This is a genomic window from Micromonospora sp. NPDC047134, assembly GCF_040643455.1.
In the GTDB taxonomy this organism is placed as follows: Bacteria; Actinomycetota; Actinomycetes; order Mycobacteriales; family Micromonosporaceae; genus Micromonospora.
Genome location: NZ_JBEYUI010000002.1, coordinates 468,083 through 492,900, shown reverse-complemented (window position 1 = coordinate 492,900; position 24,818 = coordinate 468,083). Strand labels below are relative to the sequence as shown.

Here is a 24,818-nt window from a genome sequence, read left to right as displayed (position 1 = left end):
CACGTGCCGTGACCCAATGAAACGCCCCCGGTGCCGGTTTCCCCGCCACGACAGTCACGAATCGGGCGTAGTCGTAATTAAGTTGGTATCCTTCGCGAGTGCCCCGAAGGGGTCAGGCGTCGATGCGTGCCACCTCGCGGGCCGCCTCGACCCCCGCATCGAGCAGGACCTGGAAACCCTCCTCGTCGAGGATCGGCACCTTGAGGGTCGCCGCCTTGTCCGCCTTGGACCCGGGATTGTCCCCGACCACCACGAAGCCGGTCTTCTTGGAGACCGAGCCGGAGACCTTGCCGCCCCGGGACTGGATCGCCTCGGCGGCCTGGTCGCGGGAGTATCCGCTGAGGGTGCCGGTGACCACCACGGTGACCCCCTCCAGGGGGCGGGGCCCCTCCGCCACGGCCTCCTCGGCCATCCGTACCCCGGCCTCGGCCCATTTGCGGACCACCTCGCGGTGCCAGTCGACGGCGAACCACTCCCGGATGCTGGCCGCGATGGTCGGGCCTACCCCGTCGACGGAGGAGAGTTCCTCCTCCGAGGCGGCGTCGATCGCCTCGATCGAGCGGAAGTGCCGGGCCAGGGCCTGTGCGGCCGTCGGCCCGACATGCCGGATGGAGAGCGCCACCAGCACCCGCCACAGGTCACGTTCCCTGGCCACGGCCAGGTTGTCGAGCAGCTTCGTGGCGTTGGTGCCCAGGCTGCCGTCCTTGTTGACGAAGAAGGGCGACCGGGCCAACTGCTCCGCGTCCAGGGAGAACAGGTCCCCCTCGTCGGTGATGATCTGCGCGTCCAGCAGGGCGGCCCCGCTCTTGTAGCCCAGTGCCTCGATGTCGAAGGCGCCGCGCCCGGCCAGGTGGAACACCCGCTCCCGCAGCTGCGCCGGGCAGCTGCGGGCATTCGGGCAGCGGATGTCGACGTCGCCCTCCTTTGCCGGGGCCAGCGGGGTGCCGCAGGCCGGGCAGGTGGTGGGCATGACGAAGGGGCGGGCGTCCGGCGGGCGCAGATCGACCACCGGGCCCAGCACCTCGGGGATCACGTCACCGGCCTTGCGGATCACCACCGTGTCACCGATCAGCACCCCCTTGCGCTGCACCTCGCGGGCGTTGTGCAGGGTCGCGTACGTCACTGTGGAGCCGGCCACCTTGACCGGTTGCAGCACGGCCCGGGGGGTGGCCCGCCCGGTACGGCCGACCTCTACCTCGATGTCGAGGAGCTTGGTGTTGACCTCCTCCGGGGGGTACTTGAAGGCGATCGCCCAACGGGGTGCCCGGCTGGTCGAGCCCAGTCGTCCCTGGATCGGCACCGGGTCGACCTTCACGACCACCCCGTCGATCTCGTGCTCGACGTCGTGCCGGTGCGCGGCGTAGTGGGCGATGTAGTCGCGGACCCCGGCCAGATCCGGCAGCACCCGCCAGCGGTCACTGGTCGGCAGCCCCCACGCCTGCAAGGCCGAGTAGGACTCCGACTGGGTGCTCGGCTGGAAACCACGCCGGGCCCCGATGCCGTGCACCACCAGCCGCAACGGCCGGGAGGCGGTGATCCGCGGGTCCTTCTGCCGCAGGCTGCCGGCGGCCGCGTTGCGGGGGTTGGCGAAGGGTGCCTTGCCCTGCTCGACCAGGCCGGCGTTGAGGTCGGCGAAGGCCTCGACCGGGAAGTAGATCTCGCCTCGCACCTCGATGAACTCGGGGACCGGGCCGTACTGCTCCGAGTCGGTCAGCCGGCTGGGCACGTCCCGGATGCTGCGTACGTTGGCGGTGACGTCCTCGCCGGTGCGCCCGTCCCCCCGGGTGGCCGCCCGGATCAGCCGGCCCCCCTGGTAGGTCAGGTTGATCGCCAGCCCGTCGACCTTCAGCTCGCACAGGTAGGGCACCGGCCCACCGGCGTCCCGCTCCACCCGCTCCGCCCAGGCGGCCAGCTCCTCGTCGGCGAAGGCATTGTCCAGCGACATCATCCGCTCGGCGTGGGCCACCGGGGTGAAGTCCGTGGAGAAGGTGCCACCGACCCGCTGGGTCGGCGAGTCCGGCGTACGCAGGGCCGGGAACTCCTCCTCCAGGGCGGTCAGCTCACGCAGTTGCCGGTCGAACTCCGCGTCGGAGACGGTCGGCGCGTCGAGCACGTAGTAGCGGTACTGATGCTCGGTCAGCTCCTGACTGAGGGTGGCGTGACGTTCCCGCGCCTGTGGGGTCGGCTCGGCTCCCGCCGCCGCCTCCTGCGCCGCGCTGACCTGCTGACCGCTCGCTTCTTCGGACACGCTGCCGCCTCCGGCCACCGGACCTCCCGTGATCGTGCTACCTCCGCACCGTAGTCCCCGGGTCGGACAACCCGGCCCACCAGGGCGGCCACCAGCCGTTACGCCGGGCCCCAACCGTTCAGTCGCGATCGGCGGAGAGGGCGGCCAGCTGGTCGGCGTACTCGATTTGCTCGGCCCACCGGGTCGGCCAGGCGGCCATGCCCTGGGCCGCGCCCACGAAGGCACCGGCGAGCGCGGCGATGGAATCGGAGTCACCGGCGGTCCGGGCGCCCCGGGCCAGGGCGCCGACCGGGTCCTCGGCGTGCCGCAGGGCGCAGTAGAGGGCGGTGGCCAGGGCCTCCTCCGCGATCCACCCCGCACCGGTCAGCCGGCACGGGTCGCCACCCTCGTCCGGTGCGGACAGGGCCGCGTCCAGCCGACCCAGCGCGGCACCGCATTCGTCCCAACCGGCCGCGATGAACTCCTGCGGCGTCGCGGCCCCGGCGCGCCGCCACAGGTCGCCGAGCCAGTCGTCCCGGTAGACCTTCCGCTGCTCGTCCACCCGATCGGTGAGCAGACCGGGCAGCTCCGCCAGGGCGGCACCGGCCCGCAACAACCAGACGGCGTACGCGGTCAGCTCGCTGGCGGCCAGGCCGGTCGGGTGACCGTGGGTCAGGCCGGCCTGGAGTTGGGCCAGCCCGGCCAGGGTGTCCGGGTCGATGGCCAGCAGCCCGACCGGGGTCACCCGCATGTTGGCCCCGCAGCCCTTGGAGTCGATCACGGTGGCCTGCTGCCAGGGCAGTCCCCGGGACAGCTCGGCACAGGCCCGCAGGCAGGTCATTCCCGGTGCCCGGTTGTTGTCCGGGCTGCCGGCCCAGGTCAGGAAGCGTTGCCGCAGCAGGGGCTGCACCGCCTCGGGGGTGAACTCCGGGGCGTCGTGCAGCGCCCAGGCCACCGCCAGCGCCATCTGGGTGTCGTCGGTGACCAGCGCGGGGTCGCCGACCAGGTCCCTAGGGCCGGTCGGCCCGTACCGGTTCTCGATCTCGGCGACGCTGAGGAACTCGGTGGGCTTGCCCAGGGCGTCGCCGTAGGCGAGCCCGAAGAGCGAACCGGCGACTCGATGTGACACGGCGGTGGTCATGGAGAAGATCATGCCGTCAGTCGGCAAGCCCCGGCCCGCCGGAGGCGGTCAGGGCCAGCAGAGACAGAAGGGATGCCCGAACGGGTCGGCGTAGACCCGGAACCCCTCACCCGCACCGGGCAGTCGCCGGGCGCCCAGCGCCAGCACCGCCTGCTCCGCGGTCTCGATGTCCTCGACCGTCACGTCGAGGTGGAGCTGTTGGGGGCGGTCCGGATCGGGCCAGGCCGGCGGACGCAGATCCGGTGCCCGTTGGAAGGCCAACCGGGGCTGATGGCCGGGTGGACCCCCGAGCACCACCCAGTCGTTGCCCTCGGAGTCGTCCTCCACCAGCGGCAGGCCTAGCAGCTCGGCGTAGAAGCCCGCCAGGGCCCGAGGGTCGGGGCAGTCGATGACCGTGGAGCGTAGTCGTCCAATCATGTCGGTCATCCTGCCCACCGGGTACGACAGGAAACTCACACCTCGGCGAGCCGACGACCCGCGTCCCGGCAGGCGGCCAGGACCCCCCGGAGGTACGCCGGGGTCGCCCCGGCCAGCCCGCAGGTGGGAGTGACCACCACCTGCTCGGCGAGGTGGGCCCGGGGGAAGCCCAGGCGGTCCCAGAGTCCGCGTACCCGATCGGCCACCTGGGCCGAGGTCGGCGCCCCAGCAGCCGAGGGTGTCGCCGGACCGCCGGACGGCGATGAGGGCGGCGAGGTCGACGCGGCCCCGGCCAGCAGGCCCAGGCCGGCGTCCAGCGCCTCACCCAGGGGGTCCAGCTCGGTCACCCGGCTCAGGTTGAGGGCCACCCCGACCGCACCGGCGGACCGGATCAACTCCAGCGGCACCTCCGGGGCACAGCAGTGCACCACGGTCGGTACCCCCGCCGCCTCGATCACCCCGCCCAGCAGGGCCCGGGCCACCTCCGACTCCATGACCCGGTAGGTGCCGAGGCCACTCTCGGTAGGTACCCGACCGGCCAGCACGGTCGGCAACGAGGGCTCGTCCAACTGGAGCAGCACCCTGGCCCTGGGCACCCGGCGGGCCACCGCCTCGACGTGATTGCGCAGCCCTTCGGCCAGGGAACCGGCGAGATCGCGTACCGCGCCGGGGTCGCGCAGCATCCGGCCGCCGATCGGCAACTCCAGGGAGGCGGCCAGGGTCAGTGGACCGCCCGCCTGGATCTTGATCGTGCCGGCGTACTCCTCGGCCTGCTCGGCCAACTGGTCCAGGTCCCGTTCCATCAGGTCACGGGCCCGGCGCAGGTCCTTGCCGGGGCGGGAGGCGATTCGCCAGCGGGCGGCGTACAGCTCCACCGGCAATTCGGCCAGCAGGCCGGCGGTGCGCCCGATCAGGTCGGCGCCCGGCCCCCGGGCCGGCAACTCGGGCAGGTGTGGCAGGGCGGGAAGTTCACCGAGCACGATCCGCTGTGCCTCGGCGATGTCGGTGCCGGGCAGCGACCCGATCCCGGTCGCCGCGCCCACCGGCCAGGGCCAATCCCGATCAGTCACGGCAGCACCCTACCCGCTGGCGTACCCCGACCCGCCCCAACCACCGCTCCCCCGACCCGGCACCGGCCCCCTCGACCCCGGCCAGGCAGCCGGGCCAGCGCCAGGGGTGGGCGATCAGTCGGTGATGGTGGCCGAGCCCAGGACGATGTCCCCGGCCGGGTCCGGGCGGTAGGCGACGAGGGCCTGACCGGCCGCCACCCCCCGCAGCGGACGACGCAGGTCGGCACGCAGCCGGTCGCCGTCGACCCTGACGGCGGCAGGTACGACGTCACCGTGCGCCCGCAACTGCACCTCGCACTCGATCGGCTGATCCGGAATCGGGCCCCCGGTCCAGACCGGACGGGTGGCGGAGACGGTGGACACCTCCAGGGCCTCGGCCGGGCCCACCGTCACCGTGTTGGTCTTGGGGGTGATGGAGAGCACGTACCGGGGCCGACCGTCCGGGGCCGGCCGGTCCAGGTGCAGACCACGCCGCTGCCCGACGGTGTACGCGTACGCCCCGGTGTGCCGGCCGACCACGGAGCCGGTGGTGGCGTCGACCACGTCGCCGGGCGACTCGCCGAGCCGCTGGGCCAGGAAACCCCGGGTGTCGCCGTCGGCGATGAAGCAGATGTCGTGCGAATCCGGCTTGTCGGCGACGGCCAGACCACGGTCGGCGGCCTCCTGCCGCACCTGGGCCTTGGTCGAGTCGCCGAGCGGGAACATCGACCGGTCCAACTGCTCCCGGGTGAGCACGGCCAGCACGTAGGACTGGTCCTTGGCCAGGTCGACACTGCGGCGCAGCAGACCGTCCGGACCCAGCCGGGCGTGATGGCCGGTGACCACCGCGTCGAACCCCAGGGCCACCGCCCGGTCCAGCACCGCGGCGAACTTGATCTTCTCGTTGCAGCGCAGGCAGGGATTGGGGGTACGCCCGGCCGCGTACTCGGCGACGAAGTCGTCGACCACGTCGGCGTGGAAGCGGTCGGCCATGTCCCACACGTAGAACGGGATGCCGAGCACGTCGGCCGCGCGCCGGGCGTCCCGGGAGTCCTCCAGGGTGCAGCAGCCCCGGGCGCCGGTGCGGTAGGTCTGGGGGTTGCGCGCCAGAGCCAGGTGTACGCCGGTGACGTCGTGACCGGCCTGCACCGCCCGCGCCGCCGCCACGGCGGAATCCACGCCGCCGGACATCGCCGCCAACACCCTCACCCGGACCACGCTCCCTTCCCGTCGAGCCTATCCCCCGCCCCGGCGCCGGTCGGCGCTCGGTGGGGCAGGTGTTAACCGGGGGCCCCTGCTCTACCGCAGGCGTTAAGAAGGGGCCCTTCCTTCGCCGTCAGCGGGGGCTGCGTTGGGCGGCGCGGCGGGCCCGTTCGACCGCACCGGGCAGCGCGGCGATCAGGGCGTCCACGTCGGCGGAGGTGCTGGTGTGGCCGAGGGAGAAGCGCAGCGAGGAGCGGGCCCGGTCGTCGTCCGCGCCCATCGCCAGCAGGACGTGCGAGGGCTGGGCCACCCCCGCCGAGCAGGCCGAACCGGTGGAGCAGTAGATGCCCTGGGCGTCCAGCAGCAGCAGCAGGGCGTCCCCCTCACAGCCGGGGAAGGAGAAGTGCGCGTTGCCGGGCAGCCGGTCGGCCGGGTCGCCGTTGTAGACCACCTCGGGCACCGCCTGCCGGACCCGCCGCACCAGGTCGTCGCGGAGGGCGGCCACCCGGACGGCGTACTCCTGCTGGCCCTTGACGGCGGCCTCGACCGCGACGGCGAAGGCGACGATGCCGGCGGTGTCCAGAGTGCCGGAGCGTACGTCCCGTTCCTGCCCACCCCCGTGCAGCAGGGGGACGGCGGCCACCTCCCGGGCCAGCAGCAGGGCACCCACCCCGACCGGGCCGCCCAGCTTGTGCCCGGTCACGGTGAGGGCGGCGACCCCGCTGGCGGCGAAGTCGACCGGTATCTGGCCGACCGCCTGGATCGCGTCCGTGTGGATCGGCACCCCGAACTCCGTCGCCACGGCGGCCAGCTCGCTGATCCGCTGCACCGTGCCGACCTCGTTGTTAGCCCACATCGCGGTGATCAACGCCACCTGGTCGCCGTGCTCGGCCAGCTCCGCGCGCAACGCGTCGGGGTGCAGCCGGCCGACCTCGTCGACCGGCAGCAACCCCAACTGTGCCTGCTCGTGTCGGCCCAGCCAGTCCACCGCGTCCAGTACGGCGTGGTGCTCGACCGCGCTGGAGACCACCCGGCGGCGGGCCGGGTCGGCGTCCCGGCGGGCCCAGAAGATGCCCTTGACCGCCAGGTTGTCGCTCTCCGTACCGCCACCGGTGAAGATCACCTCGGAGGGCCGGGCACCCAGTGCGGCGGCCACCCGCTCCCGCGACTCCTCCACCTGCCGCCGGGCACGCCGACCGGAGGCGTGCAGTGAGGACGCGTTGCCGACCTCGCGGGCGGCCGCGACGTACGCCTCAAGTGCCTCGGGGAGCACCGGGGTCGTCGCAGCATGATCCAGGTAAGCCATCACGACTCAGCCTAACGACCGGGTGCGCCCCGACCTCAGGCTGGATGACCCGACCCGGACATCAGACCGGCACCGCGGTCACCACGATGTTGTCGCGGTACCGGCGGGCCTCGGCGTCGAAGGGCCCGCCGCAGGTGATCAGGGTCAGGCGGGGCCGACCGTCACGGGCGAAGTAACGCTCCAGCGGGATCTTCGTCTTGTCGTACTCCTCCCGGGCCACCACCCGGTAGGCCCGCTCGATCCCGTCCTCACCGGTGGCCGTCAGGGTGTCGCCCGGTGCCAGGTCGCGCAGTCGGTAGAAGGCCCCCCGGCCCTGCTCGGCGCTGTCGACATGCCCGGCGATCACCACCGAACCGGTCTCGGCCGCCAACCCGGGTCCGTAGCGGTACCAGCCGACCCGGTCGACACTGGGCGGCACGTCGAACTCCCCGGTGCCCTTGTCGACCCCGACGGGGTTGACCCGGGCGGTGACCTCGATCGCCGGGATCCGCAGGCGGACCGGGGGCACCACCGCGGGATCGTCCGGCAGGGCCCCCGGGACCACCGGGGGGCCACCGGTCGACGACCGGGCGGCCGAGGGGGTCGGGTCGGCCAGGGCGGCGGCCTGCTCGGCGCCGACCGGCCCGTCCGGTCGGGACAGCACGGCCAGCACGGCCGCCACGGTCAGCGCGGCGGCGCCGGCGGCCACCGCCGCCAGCGCCCCACGGTTGACCACGGTCACCGGCGACCCGACCGGAGTACGGCCACCCGCGCCCCACCGGCGACCAGCAGCAGGAGCCCGGTGCCCGCCAGGGCGTACCACCACGATCCCAGGCCGGTGTCGGCCTGGCCGCCGGTGCCGCTGGGCACCCCGGAGGGGGCCGAGTGCAGGCCGGTGATGGTCTGCGCCACCACGGTCAGGTTCTCCGCCTCCGCGGAGCCGATGGCGTAGACGATCGTGGCCGTGCCCTCGCGCAGGTTCAGGTCGGCCGGCCCGATCACCACCGTGTCGGTGCCGGCGAGCACCACGTCGGCGGAGACGCTGCCGGCGTCCACGTCGGCCTTGGCCTCGTTCGGATTGGTCAGCCCCTCGAAGACCGGGCTGCCACCGGCCCGTACGTCCACCCCCGGGGCGGCGGCGGTGTGCCGGACGATCAGCCGGGCCTTGCCGGGGTCGACCTTGGCGGTGTCGTTGACGAAGGGGGTGATGGTGGGCTCCCCCTCGGCGTTCAGGTGGGCGGCGATGCTGATGTTCGCCCCGCCGGGCACCTCGGCGTCGTCCGCGGTCAGGATCGCCTGTCCGATGGGCTCACCGGGCTTGGTCAGGGCGATGTCGTACGACCCCTCCGGCAGGTCCAGCGGGCCGGCCACGTCGCCGGGCTTGAAGTTCTCCAGGGTCTTCTCCCCGTTGACGTAGACGTCGACCGGGGTGTCCGGGATCCCGTGCACGACGGAGACCTTCGAGTCGGCGGCGTAGGCCGGGGTCGCCGTCGCGAGGCCGGCGCCGACGAAGGTCAGCGCGGCGACCGCGCCACCCGCGGCGACCCGGCGAAGGTACGCGAACTGCATGTCTGCCTCCTGCTGTTTCGTACTGGTTCGTCAGGCTTGCTGTGCACCCCGAGTTACGCCGGGTCCACGCCATCCGGATGCGGCCGGAGGCGACTTTCTTTTCTTCGTCGAAAGCGCATCCGACCAGCACCGCCCGGACGAAGAGAGGTCGAGGAGCCCCTGGGGCGAACGGATCGCCAGGCCACGTCAGACGGACAGAGAGGACGGCACCGGTGCGCGCTACAGTCGGGTATGCCTCCAACCAGGCGAGCCGTCTCGTGACGGAGATCCGGCAGGAGCCGGAGACCTCCGACGACGAGTTGGCCCGACGCTTCCGGGCCGGTGACGAGCGGGCGCTACGCGAGGCGTACGACCGCTACGGACGGGCCGTGCTCCACCTGGCCACCAGCACCCTGATCAACCGCAGCGACGCGGAGGACGCGACCCAGGCCACCTTCGTCGCCGCCTGGCTGGGCCGGGACACCTTCGATCCGACCAAGGGGTCGCTGGTCGGCTGGCTGCTGGGGATCGGCCGACGCAAGGTGATCGACCGGCTGCGCTCCTTCGCCCGGGAGAACCGGGTGGTCGAGACCGTACGCCAACTGCCCGAACCGGTGCCCCCTGGCGACGACCCGGACACCGTGGTCGACCGGCTGGTGGTGGCCGAGGAGTTGGCGCGGCTGCCGGACGAGCAGCGACGGATGTTGGAATTGGCCTTCTTCGACGATCTGACCCACCAGCAGATCGCGGCGGTCACCGGAGTGCCGCTGGGCACGGTGAAGAGTCACATCCGGCGGGGCATGGCGAGTCTCAAGCGCAGATGGGAGGTGGACGGTGCAGCATCTGGAGCACGACCGGCTGATATTTCTGGCGCTCGGTGAGACCGAGGCGGACAATGCCGACCGCAGCCATCTGGTCGCCTGCGCGCACTGCCGCACCGAGTTGGCGGGTCTGCGCGAGGTCGCCGGCCTGGGCAAGGCCACCCAGTCCCTGCGCGACCTGCCCGATCCGCCGGAGCACCTCTGGCAGAACATCACCGCCGAGATCGCGGCGGCCCAACAGCTGCCCACCCTGACCCGGCCACGGCCGGAGGATCACCCGGACCCGGCCGTACCGCCGGTGTCCCGCCGGCCCCGCCGTTGGGTCCGGTACGCGGTCACCGCGGTTGCCGCCGCCGCCCTGGGGGTGGTCGGCACGGCCGCGGTGCTGCGGGAGGGCACTCCGCCGCAGCCGTCCGTGACGGCCAGTGCCCAACTGGCCGCGTACGGCTCGACCCCGCCACAGGCCCGGGGTGACGCCCGGGTGCTCGGCAGCGGAGAACTGCACCTGCACGTAGCGAATCTCCCGCCCGTACCGGGGTATTACGAGGTGTGGCTGATCAACCCGCAGAACATGGAGATGTTCTCGGTCGGGGTGCTGGGCAGTGGCTCTGAGGTGCTGCTGCCGCTGCCGCCGAACGTGGACCTGCGGCAATACTCTGTCGTGGACGTCTCCGCCGAGCAGTTCGACAACGACACCGCCCACTCCGGCGACAGCCTGTTGAGGGGCGCTCTGACGGGCTGATCGGCGGGCCGGTTCAGCTCCCCGGCCCGCCGATCAGCTCCCTTGTTCACGCGACAGCCGCCGTCCGGGATTCCGGACGGCGGCTGTCGCGGTACGGCTCACTTGCGCTTGCGGATCTCCTCGGCGGCCTGCGGGACCACCTTGAACAGGTCACCGACCACACCGAAGTCGGCCAGCTCGAAGATCGGCGCCTCGCCGTCCTTGTTGACCGCGACGATGGTCTTCGAGGTCTGCATACCGGCCCGGTGCTGGATCGCACCGGAGATGCCCAGCGCGATGTACAGCTGCGGGGAGACCGTCTTGCCGGTCTGCCCGATCTGGTACTGGTGGGGGTAGAAGCCGGAGTCCACCGCCGCCCGGGAGGCGCCGACGGCGCCGCCGAGCAGGTCGGCGATCTCCTCGACCAGCTTGAAGTTGTCCGCGTTGCCGACCCCACGGCCACCGGCCACGACCACGCCGGCCTCGGTGAGCTCGGGCCGGGAGCCCTTCTGCTCGGCCACCCGGTCGACCACCTTGGCCAGCTTGTCGGTGTCGCTGACGGCGACGGTGAGCTGCTCGACCGCCGGGGTGGCGGCGGCCGGGGTCGGGGTCACCGAGTTCGGCCGGACGGTGACCAGCGGCAGGCCCCGGGTCACCTTGGCGGTGACGATGGTGGAGCCGGCGAAGGCCACCTGGGTGGCGGTGCCGTCGGCGGCCAGGGCGACCACGTCGGTCAGGATGCCGTTGTCCAGCTTGACCGCCAGTCGGGCGGCGATCTCCTTGCCCTCCTGGGAGGAGGCGAGCAGGACGGCGGCCGGCTGTACCCGCTTGACCAGCTCGGCGACCACGGTGGCCTTCGGGGCCACCAGGTAACCGTCGATCTGCTCACCCTCGGCGGCGTAGATCTTCTCCGCGCCGTACTCGCCCAGCTTGGCCGACAGCGCCTCGGCGGCGCCGGTGCCACCGAGCACCACGGCCGAGGGGCTGCCCAGCTCACGGGCCAGGGTGAGCATTTCCAGGGTGACCTTCTTGACGCCGAACTCGCCAGTGGCTTCGACGACGACGAGAACCTCAGACATGTCCCACACCCCTCACACGAACTTCTCGGTGGCGAGGAACTCGACCAGCTGCACGCCGCCGGAACCCTCGTCGGTGACCTTCGCGCCACCGGAGCGCGGCGGACGCTTGCTGTGCTCGACGACCACGCTGGTCGCCCCGGCGAGGCCGACCTCGTCCGCGGCCACCCCCAGGTCGGCCAGGGACAGGGTCTGCACCGGCTTCTTCTTGGCGGCCATGATGCCCTTGAAGGACGGGTACCGGGGCTCGTTGATGGTGTCCCAGACCGACACGATGGCCGGGGTCGAGGCGGTGACCACCTCGTAGCCCTCCTCGGTCTGCCGCTCCACCGTCAGGGTGGCGCCCTCGACGGTGAGCTTGCGGGCCCCGGTCAGGGCCGCCACCCCGAGCCGCTCGGCCAGCATGTGCGGCATCACCTGCACCCGGCCGTCGGTCGACTCCGACCCGCAGAGCACCAGGTCGGCGTTGAGCTGACCGAGGGCGGCGGCGAGCACCTTGGAGGTGGCCACGGCGCACGACCCGTGCAGGGCGTCGTCCACCACGTGCACCGCCTTGTCCGGGCCCATCGACAGCGCCTTACGGATCGACTCGGTCGCCCGGTCCGGACCCATGGTCAGGATGGTCACCTCGCCGCCATGCGCTTCCTTGATCTTCAACGCCTCTTCGATGGCGTATTCGTCCATCTCGTTGATGACGTTGTTCGCCGAACCGCGGTCGACTGTGTTGTCGTCAGGACGCAGGTTGCGGTCCGCGCCCGAATCAGGCACCTGCTTGACGAGTACGACGATATTCATCGCGCTTCGACGACCCTCCTGCTGTGGTGGTGTGATCACTTGCCCTGTGCTGGGCGCAGCCTTGCTCCTTAGCCACCGTTAGGTCAACTTCAGGCTGCGGTGCAGTTGCCCACGCGGCAATGTTACCTGCCAGTAGCTTACCTTCCGGACGCGCCCCGAGTGACTCAGCTCACCGGCATTCTCCCCGCTCCGGGGCACCTGCGGCCAACCGGCACGCGCCGACGGCCGGAGGGTGCCGGCCCGGTCAGGCCAGCGCCTCGGCGATCCGCTCGATGACCTGCGCCTCCGCCGCACTGATCCCGTTGTGGGCCCGCGCCGTCCGATCGGCGGCGGCCAGCACCACCGAGCGGTAGACCGCGACATCCTCCGGCGACTTCTCCGCCAGGACCCGGACCGCCTCCCGCAGGGCGGGCAGCACGACCCCCTCGACGTCCGCCGCCGAGCGGCGGGGCAGCTTAGGCAGGGGCCCGCTGCGCAGGGCCGTCTCTACCACCCCGCTGGCGCCGACGATGGCCGCGGAGGCGGCGAAGCTCTCCCGGAACAGCGCCAGCACCCCCGGGTCGGCGTCGGACACCAGGAACACCGCCCCGAAGGCCCCCGTCTTGAGGGTCGACATCTCCTCGTCCGTCAGTCGACGCTCCATGATCACGGAGTGTAGACGTAGGGGGTGGTGCTGGTCACCGGGACGAGACCGAGACTCTCCAGCAGCGCGCGACTCTCCTCGGCGGCGTCGACCTGCAACAGGGTCCGGTCCCGCTGGCCGGCCAGCCGGGCCCGGTAGGTGACCAGCGCCCGGTAGATGCCCTGCCGACGCCACTGCGGCCGGGTGGACCCACCCCACAGGGTGGCGAAGGGCGTGCCGGCGGGATAGCGGACCCAGCCCGCGCTGACCAGGGTGTCACCGGCCTCGGCCACCACGACGGTGATCGCCTGCGGATCGGCGGCGATCTCGCATTCCAGCCCGTCGGCGAGGCCGGCCAGGTCACGGCCCCACAGCTCGGTCTCCAGGGCCGCGATCCGGTCCAGGTCCGCCCCGGTGGTGACCTCCCGCAGTCGTACCCCCTCGGGCACCACCGGCAGCGCGGAGGCCAGCGGCGCGACCGGGCCGACCAGGACGGTCTCCTGGGCCTGCGGCAGGAAACCGGCCGCTTGCAGCCGCTGCGGCAGGTCCGCCGGCTCGTCGTGGCCGTGCAGCTTCCACTCCACCGGCTCGCCCCGCTCCCGGGACGCCGCCACCTGGCGGGCGATCAGGGCGTCGAGTTCGGCGTCGACCAGCCCACCGAGGTCCCGGTAGGTCACCAGACCACCAGAGTCGAGACCCCAGATCCGGAACAACGGACCGTCCGGCTCGATGCTCGCGCCCTCTGGGACCGGGTCGGGCAGGCCCGGCCGCAGCTGGGCGTCGTACGCCGCGCGCAAAGTCGTCACGTCAAGATCCGTCATGTTTCCAGGTTATGCCCAGTTAACGCCGGATAATCACCACCGTGTGGCAGAGGATCAGGAACTGGTTCGACCCGCAGGAGATGCGTTCGGTCGGCACCACCCCCGACTACCGCTTCTCCCTGGCCAACGAGCGGACCTTCCTGGCCTGGCTGCGTACCGGGTTGGCGCTGATCGCCGGTGGCCTGGCCGCCGCCCAGTTCCTGCCCACCCTGTCCCCCCGGCACCTGCGTGAGGCGATCTCCGTGGCGCTGCTGCTGCTCGGCGGCGCGGTGGCGATCCGCGCCATCGACCACTGGGCGCGGGTGGAACGGGCCATCCGGCTGGACGAGGAGCTGCCGGCCTCCCGCTTCCCGGCGGTGCTGGCCGTCGTGGTGGGCCTCGGCGCGCTGCTGCTGGTGGTCGCGGTCGTGGCCGGGGCGATCGACGGATGACTGCCGCCCGCGACCCGGGGCTTCAACCCGAGCGGACCCGGCTGGCCTGGCGGCGTGCCGCGCTGGCGGTGACCGTGGTGGCGATCCTGACCGTCCGACTGGCGCTGCTCGCCGACCGGTTCGGGGCGGTGCTGGCCGTCCTGGCCATCCTCTGCTGGGGCGTCGCGATCAAGCTGTGCTGGCGCCGGGCCGTGGGCACCGGGGTGCCCCGCACCGGCGGTCGTACCTACGGTGCCGTCGGGCTGTGCATCACCGGGTTCGCCCTGATCGGGGTCGTGCTGGTCGCGTACGGGGTGTGAGCATCGACCGGGAGTAGGACATGATGGGTGCATGGCCCGGCTCTATATCCTCCTCTTCCTGGTACAGGTCGTCCTCGCCGTCTGCGCCCTGATCAGTTGCCTCTCGGCCGAGGAGGACGACGTTCGTCATCTGCCCCGGATCGCCTGGGTGCTGATGATCCTGTTCTTCCCCCTGATCGGCTCGATCGCCTGGTTCCTGGCCGGCCGCAAGCGCAAGGCCGCCGGTGGGGGCATGTTCTCCGGCGGAGTCCAGTCCCCGGTACGCCGTCCGGCCCGGCCGCTCGCGCCGGACGACGACCCCGAGTTCCTGCGCTCGATCGAGGAGCGCTCGCGCCAGGAGGACCAGGAACTCTTCCGCCGCTGGGAGGACGACCTGCGCAAGCGCGAGGACGACCTGCGCCGCCGCGAGGGGGACCCGCCCCGCGAGGAGCCCCGCCCCGAGGTGTGACCCCCGGGGCAGGTCGCCCCGGGATCAGGCCAGGTTGGACGAGCGGGGGTAGGCGTCGGCCGGGTCGGTGATGACATTGACCAGGTAGGGCACCCCGGATTCGAAGGCCCGGTGCAGGGCCGGGCCCAGATCGGCGGCCTTGGCGACCGTCTCCCCCGCCCCGCCCAGGGCGGTGACCACCTGGTCGTAGCGCAGTTCCGGCTGGAGGTCGGCGGCCACGTCGTAGCCGTACATGGCCCGCATGGGGTGCTTCTCCAGCCCCCAGATGCCGTTGTTGCCGACCACGATGACCACCGGCAGCTTCTGCCGGACCAGGGACTCCACATCCATCAGCGAGAAGCCGGCCGCCCCGTCGCCCATCAGCACACAGATCTGCCGGTCGGGATGGGTCACCCGGGCCCCCATCGCGTAGCCCATGCCGGTGCCCAGGCAGCCGTACGGGCCCGGGTCCAGCCAGGTGCCCGGCTGGGCCGGCTCCAGGTACCGGCCGGCGTATGAGACGAAGTCCCCGCCGTCACCGATGGTGATCGCGTCCGCGGCCAGCACCCGACGCAACTCGCCGTAGACCCGGGCGGGACGGATCGGGTCCGTCTCGGCGGCCATCTCCTCGGCGTCGCGGGCCTTGGCGGCGTCCTCGGCGGTACGCAACTGCGCCACCCAGTCGGTGTGGTCGACCCGGTCGCCGGGGTACTCGGCCAGGGTGGTGAGGATGGCGCGCAGGTCACCGGCGGGGGCCACGGCGGGCTGCACATGGGTGGCCCGCTGGCTGGGGGCGTCGACGATGTGCACCACGGTGGCGTCGCCGAAGTCGCCGAAGGAGAGCCGGAAGTCCAACGGGGTGCCCACCACCACGACCACGTCGGCGCCCTTGAGCGCCACCCGCCGGGCCTTGGCGAAGGCCAGCGGGTGCTGCGGGGGCAGGGCCCCCCGGCCCATGCCGTTGGTGAAGACCGGCACTTCCAGGGCCTCGGCGGCGGCGCGCAGGGCCGCCACGGCGTCCCCGGCGTAGACGTCCGACCCGGCGATGATGACCGGCCGCTGCGCGGAGGCGATCAGGCCGGCGGCCTTGGCGACCTCCTCGGGGTCGGCCTCGATTCCGGCGATGGCCGGTCCGGCCGGCAGGTCGGCGTCGCCGGTGGAGAAGACCGCCTCCAGGGGGAAGTCCAGGAAGACCGGGCCCCGGTGCGGGGTGAGGGCGGTGGTCAGCGCCGCGGCGACCGCCCGGGGGATGTCGTCGGCGCTGAACACCGTCTCGGCGTGCTTGGTGACCGGGGCGACCAGCGGCAGGTGGTCCATCTCCTGGAGGCTGCCGGAACCCCACCGGAACTGCGGGGCCCGCCCGCCCAGCACCAGCACCGGGGAGGCGTTGAAGTAGGCGCTGGTCAGGCCGGAGATGCCGTTGGTCACCCCGGGACCGGCGGTGAGCACGGCCAGGCCGGGGCGGCGCTGCAACTTGGCCACCGCCTCGGCGGCGAAGACGGCGGACTGCTCGTGCCGCACGTCGTACAGCGGGAATCCGGCCTTGTGGGCGGCGTCGTAGAGCGGGAACACGTGACCGCCGGAGAGGGTGAACATCTCCCGCACCCCGTACGCCCGCAGCGCCGCCAGGGCCAGGTCTCCGCCGTGGCCTTCGATCCGCTCCGTCATCGCCGCTCCTTCGCCTAGCCTGACCGGAGTCACACGCTACTGGCCGGTAGGAGGAATGTGAACCACCCTCATCGACCGGTGAAGTCCGGCTTGCGCTTCTCGACGAAGGCCCGCATGCCCTCCCGCCGGTCCTCCGTGGCGAACAGCGCCGCGAAGAGCTGACTCTCCCAGGCCAGGCCCGAGTTCAGGTCCATGTCCAGGCCGCCGTCGACCGCCAGCTTGGCCGCCCGCAGCGCCTGCACCGGCCCGCTGAGGTACGGCTTCACCAGCGCCACGGCCGCCGCGTAGACCTCGGCCGCCGGGACCACCCGGTCGGCCAGGCCGATGCGCAGCGCCTCCTGGGCGTCGACCATCCGACCCGACATGATCAGGTCCTTGGCGCGGGCCGGGCCGACCAGCCGGGCCAGTCGCTGGGTGCCCCCGGCACCGGGGATGATGCCCAGCTTGATCTCGGGCTGGCCCAGCTTGGCGTCCTCGGCCACCACCCGCCAGTCACAGGCCAGCGCCAGCTCACAACCCCCACCCAGGGCGTACCCGGTGATCGCGGCGACCACCGGCTTGGGGATCCGGGCGATCGCGCCGAGGGCGCTGGACAGGTCGGCGGCCCGGTCCGCCATGTCCACATAGGACATGTCGGCCATCTCCTTGATGTCCGCCCCGGCCGCGAAGACCTTCTCCCCGCCGTACACGATGACCGCGCGGACTCCGGGGTCGGCGGTGGCCGCCGTCGCCGCGGCCCGCAACTCCTCCTGGACCTGGGTGTTCAGGGCGTTCATCGGCGGCCGTTCCAGCCGAATGGTGCCGATGCCGTCCCCGGTCTCCAGCCGCACGAACTCGCCCACGCTGAGCCTCACTTCCTCGTCGAAGTCGCGTGCCAACCTTACGACCAGCCGCCACCGGCACGTAGTCTGGCTGCCAGTCCCGCGCCCCGGAGTTCCCATGGTCACGTACTACGACGACAAGTCCGTACAGGTCACCTCCACCGCCGTCACCGTCAACGGCGACGCCTACCCGCTGGCCGAGATCAGCGAGGTCTGGCACCACCAGGGCAGCCGGTCCTGGCGGGTGCTGATCGGCCGGGGTGCCCTCGGCGCGGCGATGATCGGCCCACTGGTGGCCGCCGTGCTCGGCATCGCGCTGGCCGTCTGGCTGGACGGGTCGGCCACCGTCACGGTCGCCATCATCGGGGTCTCCATCCTGATCGGACTGGCCGCCGGGCCGATCGCCGACCAGCTCTTCGAGTACTTCGACCGCTCGTACGCCCGAGGCAGCCGCCCCCGTGAGGTCTGGATCCGCTGGCGGGGCCACCCGGTACGGCTGCTGCGCACCCCGGACGCGCTGCGCTTCGGACAGATCTACCGCGCCGTCCAACGCGCCATGGAAGCCCAGATGCAAGGAAGGGCCCCCCGTTAACGCCTCCGGTAGAGCAGGGGTCCCCGCTTAACCACACCCCTCAGGGTGACCGCGCCATCGCCATCAGTTGCCGGAAGATGGTTAGGCTTAGTGATGGCGCTCTATTACCGGGACGATGCGGTGCAGGTCTCCTCAGAGTCGATCCGGGTCGCCGGACACGTCATCCCGATCTCCGAGGTCACCTATGTCTGGCATCAGAAGGGGCAGACCACCCTGGCGGTCCGGGGCCGGGTGCTCGGGCGGGGCGTACTGGTGCTGCTGCTGTCCCTGCCCCCGCTCATCGGGGTGGTCTGCGTACTGTCGCTGCTCTTCTCGGCCCAGGACCGGGGCTGGGTGCCGGCCCTGGTGGCACTGGTGGCCTGCCTGGTCATCGCCCTGGCCCTGGTGCCCTTCCTGGAGATCCCGCTGGGCTGGCTGGACCGCTCCTACGAACGCGGCAACCGGGTGCACGAGCTGTGGGTGCAGTACCGGGGGCAGGAGGCCATGGTGCTGCGCACCCCGGACGCCCTGCGCTTCGGGCAGATCTACCGGGCGGTGCAGCGGGCCGTGGAGCAGAGTGACCGCTGGTGACCACCCGCGCGGCGACGGTGGCCCGCCCGGCGCACACTGGAGTTCATGGTGATCCCCCTGCCCCGGCCGACCGCCGTCGTCGGCCTGACCCGTACCGCCCTCGACTCGGCCGCCTCCTTCGCCGCGATCCCGGGCCGCGCCTTCGCGGTCCTCGACGGGGTGGAGGCGCTGCTGACCCGGATCAACGGGGTGGTCGACCGGATCGAGGAGACCCTGGACCGCACCGACCAGGTGCTGGCCGACGCCGAGGTCGCCGTCCGGGAGGTAGCCGTGATCAGCGCCGCCGCGACCGCCGCGGTGGACAACGCCGGTACGGTCGCCGCTGCCGCCGCCGAGGTGGTGACGCGGGCGCAGACGGTGTCCGGCCGGGCGGCCGAGGCGGTAGGGGTGGCGGCCGAGGCCGCGGCGACGGCGGCCGAACTGCTGACCGCGTACGAGCCCGCGCTGCGCCGGGCCGCGCCGATGGCCACCCACTTCATCGAGCAGCTCAGCCACGAGGAGGTGGCCGCGGCGGTACGCCTAATCGACGAGTTGCCGAAGCTGCGGCAGCATCTCACCGCCGACGTCATGCCGATCCTGGCCACCCTGGACCGGGTCGGCCCGGACCTGCACGACCTGCTGGACGTCACCCGGGACCTCAAGCTAGCCGTGGCCGGCATCCCCGGCCTGGCGATGCTGCGTCGGCGCGGCGAGAAACTCAACGACGACGCCAGCTGACCGACGACCGCCGGGAGGGTCAGCAGTCGCAGTGAGGGGTGTGGGCGGGGGCGGTCAGGTCGTCCACGGCGCGACGGGTCAGCCCGGTCGGGGTGACCACCGGCAGGCCCTCACGGACCCAGTACTCGTAGCCGCCGCGCATCTGCTTGACCGGGTAGCCGAGCCGGGCGAACTCCAACGCCGCCCGGGTGGCCCCGTCACAGCCGGGACCCCAGCAGTAGGTGACCACCCGGGTACCCGGCGGCACGATCTGGGCGGCCCGCTCGGCGATCCGGGCGGTGGGCAGGTGCACCGCCCCGGGCAGGTGGCCCTGGGCCCAGGCCGCCTCGCCCCGGGAGTCCACCACCACCAGGCCGGGCACCCCGGCGGTCAGGTCGGCGTGCACGTCGGCCACGTCGGTGGTGACCCTCAACTCGGCCAGGAAGTAGGCGACAGCGGTGTCGGGATCGGCAGCCGGTACGGCGAAGGCACGGGTCATGGCACCGATCCTGGCCGCTGCGCGGGCGCCAGCAGGAGTGGCGGGGACGACGGTCTGCGCTAACATCCCGCCATGGCACCGGTCGATCGCACCGTCGCCGTGCTCGCGTACCCGGGGATGTCGGTCTTCGAGACCGGGATCGTCACCGAGGTCTTCGGACTCCCCCGCCCGGAACTCGGCGTGCCCTGGTACGACCTGCGGTTGTGCGCCGAGCGCCCCGGGCCGGTGCCGGTCATCGGCGGCGCCACCCTGCACAGCCCGTACGGCCTGGGGGTGCTGGCCGCCGCCCGGACGGTGATCGTGCCCGGGGTGCCCGAGGTGACCGGGGTGCCCTCGCCGGAGCTGGTCACCGCCCTGCGCCGGGCGCACCGGGCCGGTGCCCGGATCGTCTCCATCTGCTCCGGCGCCTTCGCCCTGGCCGGTGCCGGTCTGCTGGACGGTCGTCGGGCCACCACCCACTGGCGGTACGCCGACCTGCTGGCCCGCCGCTACCCGAAGGTGACTGTGGACCCCGAGGTGCTGTACCTGGACGACGGGGACATCCTCACCAGCGCCGGCAGCGCGGCCGGTCTGGACCTCTGTGTCCATCTGGTCCGGCGCGACCACGGGGCGGCGGTCGCCAACGCGGTGGCCCGTCGGCTGGTGATCCCGCCGCACCGCGACGGTGGCCAGGCACAGTTCATCGAGGCTCCGGTGGCGGCGGACCCGCAGGACGACCGGATCGCCGGCAGCCTGGCCTGGGCCCTGGCGCACCTGCGGGAGCCGATCACGGTGGCGCGGCTGGCCCGACAGGCGCACATGTCCACCCGGACCTACCTGCGGCACTTCGCCCGCAGCACCGGCACCAGCCCGATCCGCTGGCTGATCGACCAGCGGATCCGGGCCAGCCTGGCCCTGCTGGAGAGCACGGACACCCCGGTCGGGCAGGTCGCGGCGGCGGTCGGCTTCGACACCCCGGTCACCTACCGGCACCACTTCACTCGGGCCATGCGGACCTCCCCCTCGGCGTACCGCCGGGCCTTCCGAGCCGCTGCCGGCGGCTGACCCGGTCGGCGGGGTCGGGCGCGGCCGGTTCAGGGGGCCGGGTACAACTCGTCGATCTCGGCCCGGTGGGGCAGGGACACGCTGGCGCCGAGGCGCCGGACGCAGGCCGCCCCGGCCGCCACCGCCCAGCGCACCGCGTCGACCAGGTCCCGGCCCTCGCCCCAGGCCACCGCCAGGGCACCGGTGAAGGCGTCCCCGGCGGCCGTGGAGTCGACGGCCGCCACCGGCACGGCGGGCAGGTGCACGGCGGTGCCCTCCCGATCGCCGTACCAGGCACCCGCCGCGCCGAGGGTCAGCACCGCTCGCGGCACCAGGTCCAGCAGGGCGTGCGGGTCCTCCCGGCCCCGGCCGGTGTAGGCCTGGGCCTCGTTCTCGTTGACCACCAGCAGGTCCACGGCGGCCAGCAGTTCCGGCGGCATCGGGAGGGCGGGTGCCGCGTTGAGCACCACCCGTCTGCCCGCCTCCCGGGCGGCCACGGCAGCCTGGGTCACCGTCTCTACCGGGATCTCCAACTGGGCGACGAGCACGTCGGCCCCGCGTACCAGGTCGAGTTCGGCCTCGGTCAGGTCGGTGAGCGAGGCGTTGGCCCCCGGGGTCACCAGGATCGCGTTCTCGCCCGCGGCGTTCACCATCACCAGGGCCACCCCGGAGGGACCGTAGGTGACCCGTAGCGGGCCGGTGTCGACACCGGCGGCGGTGATCCGGGCCTTCAGGGTGACGCCGAACGAGTCCGAGCCGATCGCACCCAGGAAGGCGCAGTCGGCGCCCGCCCGGGTCGCGGCGATGGCCTGGTTGGCCCCCTTGCCGCCGGGCACCATGACGAAGTCCGTGCCGAGCCGGGTCTCACCCGGCCGGGGCAGGGCCTCCGCGGTGGCGACCAGATCCATGTTCGCGCTGCCCACCACGACGACGCGAGGCTGACGCACGGGAGCCTCCCTGCGGGGTTTGCGACTTGTTAGAAAGGGACCCTTCCTATACCTCAGGCGTTAAGAGGGGGCCCTTCCTTACACCTCAGGCGGCGCGGGCGGTGTAGCGGTCGCCGTTGCGTTCGACCAGCAGCGGCAGGCCGAAGGTCTTGGTGAGGTTGTCCGCGGTGAGGGTCTCCGCCAGCAGGCCCTGGGCCACCACCCCGCCGTCGCGCAGCAGCAGGGCGTGGGTGAACCCGGGCGGGATCTCCTCCACGTGGTGGGTGACCAGGACCATCGCCGGGGCGTCCGGATCCTGGGCCAGCTCGGCCAGCCGGGCCACCAGGTCCTCCCGGCCGCCCAGGTCCAGCCCGGCCGCCGGCTCGTCGAGCAGCAGCAGCTCCGGGTCGGTCATCAGCGCCCGGGCGATCTGGGTCCGCTTGCGTTCGCCCTCCGACAGGGTGCCGAACCTGCGGTCGGCCAGCCCGCCGACCCCGAGCTGACTCAGCAGGGCCCGCGCCCGGGCCTCGTCGGCCGGGTCGTAGCTCTCCCGCCAGCGGCCGACCACCGACCAGGCGGCGGTCATCACCACATCGGTGACCCGCTCGTCGGCCGGCAGGCTGGCGGCCAGGGCCGCGGTGGTCAGGCCGATGCGGGTACGCAGCTCGTTGAGGTCCGTGCGGCCGATCCGCTCCCCCAGCACGTGGGCGGTGCCGACGGTCGGGTGCAGCCGCCCCGAGGCCAGGTTGAGCAGGGTGGTCTTGCCGGCACCGTTGGGGCCCAGCACCACCCAGCGTTCGTCCAGCTCCACCCGCCAGTCGACGTCGTGCAGCAGGGCGGTGCCGGATCGGCGTACGCCGACGCCGTCGAGGCTGACCACCAGATCCGCGTCCACGGGTGCGGGGGCGGTCGAGGCGCCACCGGCGCCAGGGATCAGGTCACCAGTCACCCGCCCATCCAACCACGCAACGCGTGCCGCCCCCATGGGCGGGCGTGGTGGCCGTAGGGTGAGCGCCGTGTCGTTGCTCACCTCAGCCGAGTCGGCGGTCATGCCCAGTAGTGGTCCGGGGTCTTCCGCGTGAGCGCGGTCATCGAGATCGAGGGACTGCGGAAGACCTTCCGCAGTCTGCGTAAGGGTTCCCGGGTCGCCGTGGACGGCTTCGACCTGCTGGTCGAGGCCGGTCAGGTGCACGGGTTCCTGGGGCCCAACGGGTCGGGCAAGACCACCACCCTGCGGGCCTTGCTCGGGCTGGTCCGCGCCGACGCGGGACACCTGCGGGTGCTCGGTGCGGACGCACCGGAATCTCTGCCCCGGGTCGCCGCCCGGGTCGGCGCGATCGTGGAGAGTCCGCAGTTCTTCGGTAACTTCACCGGCCACCGCACCCTGCGGCTGCTGGCCGTGGCCGGGGGTCTGCCGGTCAGCCGGGTCGACGAGGTGCTGGAGCAGGTCGGGCTGCGCGATCGGGGCCACGACCGGGTCAAGGGGTACTCACTCGGCATGAAGCAGCGCCTGGCGGTGGCCTCGGCTCTGCTCAAACGGCCCGAGCTGCTGATTCTGGACGAGCCGGCCAACGGGCTGGACCCGGCGGGCATCCGGGAGATGCGGGACCTGATGCGGACCCTGGCCGGCAACGGGGTGACCGTGCTGGTCTCCAGTCACATCCTGGCCGAGATCCAGCTGATCTGCGACCACGTCACGATCATCTCCCGGGGGCGGCGGGTGACGGCCGGGCCGGTGGCCGAGGTGCTGGCCGGGTTCGACCGCAACGAGTGTCTGGTACGCGCCGACGACCTGGTCCGGGCCGAGGAGCTGCTACGCGGCGCCGGGTTGACCGTCACCGGGCACCCCGACCATCTGATCGTCGGCCGGGTGACCGATCCGACCCTGATCAGCCGGACCCTGGGCGAGCAGGGCCTCTGGGTACGCGAGCTGACCCCGGTGCGGCCGGATCTGGAGAGCGTCTTCCTGGAGTTGACCGGGGCCGGGCCGCAGCCGACTCTCCCCCGGCAGGCCGACGGCGGACCCGGGCCCGGGCCCGGCTCCGGTGGGGCGACCCCCGCCGCCGGCCGGATGATCGACCTGGACGAGTTCCGGGGGGTGGATCGGTGAACCTGTTCCGCGCCGAGGTGGAGCGGCTGACCGCCCGCCGCTTCGTGCAGCTGATGGTCCTGTTGCTGCTGGCGGCGTTCATGGTGACCGCGGGGACCACCCTGGCCGGTTCCCACTCGCCCACCCGGGACGAACTCGCCACCGCCCAGCAGGAGGCCGCGGCCAGTCGACAGGCCCTGGAGGCGGAACATGCCCGCTGCCTGGCCCGCGATCGGGGTGAGGAGTGGGCCCAACGAGACGGCGCCTACCTGCCGCACGACTGCGCCGAGGTCGATCCCGCCCGGTTGGACCGGTTGCCGGTCACGGCCGACTTCCTGGAGGGGGTCTTCACCTTCACCCAGCAGGCCGAGTCGCTGCTGTACTTCCTGATCGCCTTCCTGCTGATGTTCGGTTTCCTGGTCGGGGCCTCCTACATCGGCGCCGACCTGAACTCCGGCGGGGTGGTCAACCTTCTGCTGTGGCGGCCCCGCCGACTGATGGTGCTCGGTGCGAAACTGGGCACCCTGCTCGGCGCGGTCGTGGTGCTGTCCGTGCTCGCCTCGGTGGCGTACCTGGTCACCTTCTGGGTCGTCGCCCACCTCGACGGCTATCCCGGCCCCACCGACCCGACCTTCTGGGCCGCCCTGGCCCAGTTGTGGGGTCGGGGGATCGGGCTGGTGCTGCTGGCCACCGGGGTCGGCTTCGCCCTGGCCACCATCGGTCGGCACACCGCGGCGGCCCTCGGCGCGGTGATGGCGTACCTGGTGGTGTGGGAGTTGGGCGGCCGGATCGTGCTGCAGATCCTGGAGGTGGCCCGGCCGGATCAGCTCATGCTCAGCACCCATGTGGCCGCCTGGCTCACCAAGGAGGTCAGGCTCTACGACAACAGTGTCTGCACCAGCGACTACTACGGCTACTGCGACGGCAGCTACCTGCTGACCTGGCGACCGGCCCTGGCCGTACTGCTGCTGCTCACCGCCGGTCTCACCATCGCCGCGTTCGCGGTGTTCCGGCGCCGGGACCTGGCCTGACCCGGCGGGACCTGGCCTGA

28 protein-coding genes are annotated in these 24,818 nt (G+C 72.5%); 11 read left to right on the top strand and 17 right to left on the bottom strand.

Features of this window, described 5'->3' with window-relative positions; genetic code table 11:
- Positions 1–112: 112 nt before the first annotated feature.
- The 8 genes from ligA to ABZ795_RS05065 all read right to left on the bottom strand — a co-directional run bounded on the left by ligA (position 113) and on the right by ABZ795_RS05065 (position 8,891).
- A complete protein-coding gene (ligA, locus tag ABZ795_RS05100; RefSeq protein WP_357528977.1) occupies positions 113–2,248 on the bottom strand; it encodes an NAD-dependent DNA ligase LigA in 2,136 nt (711 codons plus the stop codon).
- A gap of 118 nt (positions 2,249–2,366) precedes the next feature.
- The gene (locus tag ABZ795_RS05095; protein ID WP_357528975.1) at positions 2,367–3,380 is read right to left on the bottom strand and encodes an ADP-ribosylglycohydrolase family protein; all 1,014 of its coding nucleotides are present in this window, start codon (positions 3,378–3,380) and stop codon (positions 2,367–2,369) included.
- Positions 3,381–3,416: 36 nt separating this feature from the next.
- The gene (locus tag ABZ795_RS05090; RefSeq protein ID WP_357528974.1) at positions 3,417–3,785 is read right to left on the bottom strand and encodes a VOC family protein; all 369 of its coding nucleotides are present in this window, start codon (positions 3,783–3,785) and stop codon (positions 3,417–3,419) included.
- A gap of 35 nt (positions 3,786–3,820) precedes the next feature.
- Complete coding sequence (locus tag ABZ795_RS05085) at positions 3,821–4,855, bottom strand: methionine synthase (RefSeq protein WP_357528972.1); 1,035 nt, start codon at positions 4,853–4,855, stop codon at positions 3,821–3,823.
- 114 nt (positions 4,856–4,969) lie between these two features.
- Positions 4,970–6,043, bottom strand: coding sequence for a tRNA 2-thiouridine(34) synthase MnmA (mnmA, locus tag ABZ795_RS05080; RefSeq protein WP_357528970.1), 1,074 nt, complete (start codon positions 6,041–6,043; stop codon positions 4,970–4,972).
- A 127-nt stretch (positions 6,044–6,170) separates the two neighbouring features.
- Positions 6,171–7,343: a cysteine desulfurase family protein gene (locus ABZ795_RS05075; RefSeq protein WP_327022355.1), complete on the bottom strand. Its 1,173-nt coding sequence runs from the start codon at positions 7,341–7,343 to the stop codon at positions 6,171–6,173.
- Positions 7,344–7,404: 61 nt separating this feature from the next.
- Positions 7,405–8,064, bottom strand: a complete 660-nt coding sequence (locus tag ABZ795_RS05070) for a class F sortase (RefSeq protein ID WP_357528968.1) — start codon at positions 8,062–8,064, stop codon at positions 7,405–7,407.
- Positions 8,061–8,891, bottom strand: a complete 831-nt coding sequence (locus ABZ795_RS05065; RefSeq protein ID WP_357528966.1) for a DUF4397 domain-containing protein — start codon at positions 8,889–8,891, stop codon at positions 8,061–8,063. The genes ABZ795_RS05070 and ABZ795_RS05065 overlap by 4 nt, the downstream gene beginning before the upstream one ends.
- A gap of 257 nt (positions 8,892–9,148) precedes the next feature.
- Between ABZ795_RS05065 and ABZ795_RS05060 the strand changes: the two genes are divergently transcribed.
- A complete protein-coding gene (locus ABZ795_RS05060) occupies positions 9,149–9,751 on the top strand; it encodes a sigma-70 family RNA polymerase sigma factor (protein ID WP_327022358.1) in 603 nt (200 codons plus the stop codon).
- On the top strand, positions 9,705–10,433 hold the full coding sequence (locus ABZ795_RS05055) for an anti-sigma factor (protein ID WP_357528964.1): 729 nt from the start codon (positions 9,705–9,707) through the stop codon (positions 10,431–10,433). The genes ABZ795_RS05060 and ABZ795_RS05055 overlap by 47 nt, the downstream gene beginning before the upstream one ends.
- A gap of 98 nt (positions 10,434–10,531) precedes the next feature.
- Here ABZ795_RS05055 and ABZ795_RS05050 read toward each other — a convergent pair whose 3' ends face one another.
- The 4 genes from ABZ795_RS05050 to ABZ795_RS05035 form a co-directional block, all read right to left on the bottom strand.
- Positions 10,532–11,491 (bottom strand): electron transfer flavoprotein subunit alpha/FixB family protein, encoded by a 960-nt coding sequence (locus ABZ795_RS05050; protein WP_357528962.1) that lies wholly within the window; start codon positions 11,489–11,491, stop codon positions 10,532–10,534.
- Between the two features lie 12 nt (positions 11,492–11,503).
- Entirely contained in the window at positions 11,504–12,283 is a 780-nt protein-coding gene (locus tag ABZ795_RS05045) for an electron transfer flavoprotein subunit beta/FixA family protein (protein WP_327022361.1), read from the bottom strand.
- Positions 12,284–12,527: 244 nt separating this feature from the next.
- On the bottom strand, positions 12,528–12,926 hold the full coding sequence (locus ABZ795_RS05040) for a hypothetical protein (RefSeq protein WP_357528959.1): 399 nt from the start codon (positions 12,924–12,926) through the stop codon (positions 12,528–12,530).
- Positions 12,927–12,928: 2 nt separating this feature from the next.
- Positions 12,929–13,726, bottom strand: coding sequence for a GNAT family N-acetyltransferase (locus ABZ795_RS05035; RefSeq protein WP_357528957.1), 798 nt, complete (start codon positions 13,724–13,726; stop codon positions 12,929–12,931).
- 41 nt (positions 13,727–13,767) lie between these two features.
- Here ABZ795_RS05035 and ABZ795_RS05030 point away from each other — a divergent pair, with 41 nt between their 5' ends.
- From ABZ795_RS05030 to ABZ795_RS05020, 3 genes are read left to right on the top strand one after another with little or no spacing between them, the layout of a single operon-like run.
- Positions 13,768–14,157, top strand: coding sequence for a DUF202 domain-containing protein (locus ABZ795_RS05030; protein WP_327022364.1), 390 nt, complete (start codon positions 13,768–13,770; stop codon positions 14,155–14,157).
- Entirely contained in the window at positions 14,154–14,456 is a 303-nt protein-coding gene (locus ABZ795_RS05025) for a DUF202 domain-containing protein (RefSeq protein ID WP_327022365.1), read from the top strand. The genes ABZ795_RS05030 and ABZ795_RS05025 overlap by 4 nt, the downstream gene beginning before the upstream one ends.
- 31 nt (positions 14,457–14,487) lie before the next feature.
- Positions 14,488–14,904, top strand: a complete 417-nt coding sequence (locus ABZ795_RS05020; RefSeq protein WP_327022366.1) for a PLD nuclease N-terminal domain-containing protein — start codon at positions 14,488–14,490, stop codon at positions 14,902–14,904.
- A gap of 24 nt (positions 14,905–14,928) precedes the next feature.
- Here ABZ795_RS05020 and ABZ795_RS05015 read toward each other — a convergent pair whose 3' ends face one another.
- Both ABZ795_RS05015 and ABZ795_RS05010 read right to left on the bottom strand, forming a co-directional pair.
- The gene (locus tag ABZ795_RS05015) at positions 14,929–16,551 is read right to left on the bottom strand and encodes an acetolactate synthase (protein ID WP_357528953.1); all 1,623 of its coding nucleotides are present in this window, start codon (positions 16,549–16,551) and stop codon (positions 14,929–14,931) included.
- Positions 16,552–16,619: 68 nt separating this feature from the next.
- Positions 16,620–17,393 (bottom strand): enoyl-CoA hydratase-related protein, encoded by a 774-nt coding sequence (locus ABZ795_RS05010; RefSeq protein WP_327022368.1) that lies wholly within the window; start codon positions 17,391–17,393, stop codon positions 16,620–16,622.
- Between the two features lie 97 nt (positions 17,394–17,490).
- On the opposite strand from ABZ795_RS05010, the gene ABZ795_RS05005 reads away from it, so the two are divergent.
- The 3 genes from ABZ795_RS05005 (at position 17,491) to ABZ795_RS04995 (ending at position 19,251) form a co-directional block, all read left to right on the top strand.
- On the top strand, positions 17,491–17,964 hold the full coding sequence (locus ABZ795_RS05005; protein WP_327022369.1) for a DUF6232 family protein: 474 nt from the start codon (positions 17,491–17,493) through the stop codon (positions 17,962–17,964).
- Between the two features lie 93 nt (positions 17,965–18,057).
- The gene (locus ABZ795_RS05000; RefSeq protein ID WP_327022370.1) at positions 18,058–18,534 is read left to right on the top strand and encodes a DUF6232 family protein; all 477 of its coding nucleotides are present in this window, start codon (positions 18,058–18,060) and stop codon (positions 18,532–18,534) included.
- 45 nt (positions 18,535–18,579) lie between these two features.
- Positions 18,580–19,251, top strand: coding sequence for a hypothetical protein (locus ABZ795_RS04995; protein WP_327022371.1), 672 nt, complete (start codon positions 18,580–18,582; stop codon positions 19,249–19,251).
- Between the two features lie 19 nt (positions 19,252–19,270).
- Here the strand turns inward: ABZ795_RS04995 and ABZ795_RS04990 are convergent, their stop codons facing one another.
- Positions 19,271–19,729 (bottom strand): rhodanese-like domain-containing protein, encoded by a 459-nt coding sequence (locus ABZ795_RS04990; RefSeq protein ID WP_357528950.1) that lies wholly within the window; start codon positions 19,727–19,729, stop codon positions 19,271–19,273.
- A gap of 72 nt (positions 19,730–19,801) precedes the next feature.
- On the opposite strand from ABZ795_RS04990, the gene ABZ795_RS04985 reads away from it, so the two are divergent.
- A complete protein-coding gene (locus tag ABZ795_RS04985) occupies positions 19,802–20,773 on the top strand; it encodes a helix-turn-helix domain-containing protein (protein WP_357528948.1) in 972 nt (323 codons plus the stop codon).
- Positions 20,774–20,802: 29 nt separating this feature from the next.
- Here ABZ795_RS04985 and ABZ795_RS04980 read toward each other — a convergent pair whose 3' ends face one another.
- Together ABZ795_RS04980 and ABZ795_RS04975 are read right to left on the bottom strand one after the other, a co-directional pair.
- Positions 20,803–21,699, bottom strand: coding sequence for a ribokinase (locus ABZ795_RS04980; RefSeq protein WP_357528946.1), 897 nt, complete (start codon positions 21,697–21,699; stop codon positions 20,803–20,805).
- An 85-nt stretch (positions 21,700–21,784) separates the two neighbouring features.
- On the bottom strand, positions 21,785–22,663 hold the full coding sequence (locus tag ABZ795_RS04975) for an ABC transporter ATP-binding protein (RefSeq protein WP_327027240.1): 879 nt from the start codon (positions 22,661–22,663) through the stop codon (positions 21,785–21,787).
- A 93-nt stretch (positions 22,664–22,756) separates the two neighbouring features.
- Between ABZ795_RS04975 and ABZ795_RS04970 the strand changes: the two genes are divergently transcribed.
- Together ABZ795_RS04970 and ABZ795_RS04965 are read left to right on the top strand one after the other, a co-directional pair.
- Positions 22,757–23,788, top strand: coding sequence for an ABC transporter ATP-binding protein (locus tag ABZ795_RS04970; protein WP_357528944.1), 1,032 nt, complete (start codon positions 22,757–22,759; stop codon positions 23,786–23,788).
- Positions 23,785–24,798 carry an ABC transporter permease subunit gene (locus ABZ795_RS04965; protein WP_357528942.1) on the top strand — a complete coding sequence of 338 codons (1,014 nt, stop codon included), beginning with the start codon at positions 23,785–23,787 and terminating at the stop codon, positions 24,796–24,798. Before ABZ795_RS04970 ends, ABZ795_RS04965 begins: the two co-directional genes overlap by 4 nt.
- The last annotated feature ends 20 nt before the right edge of the window (positions 24,799–24,818 follow it).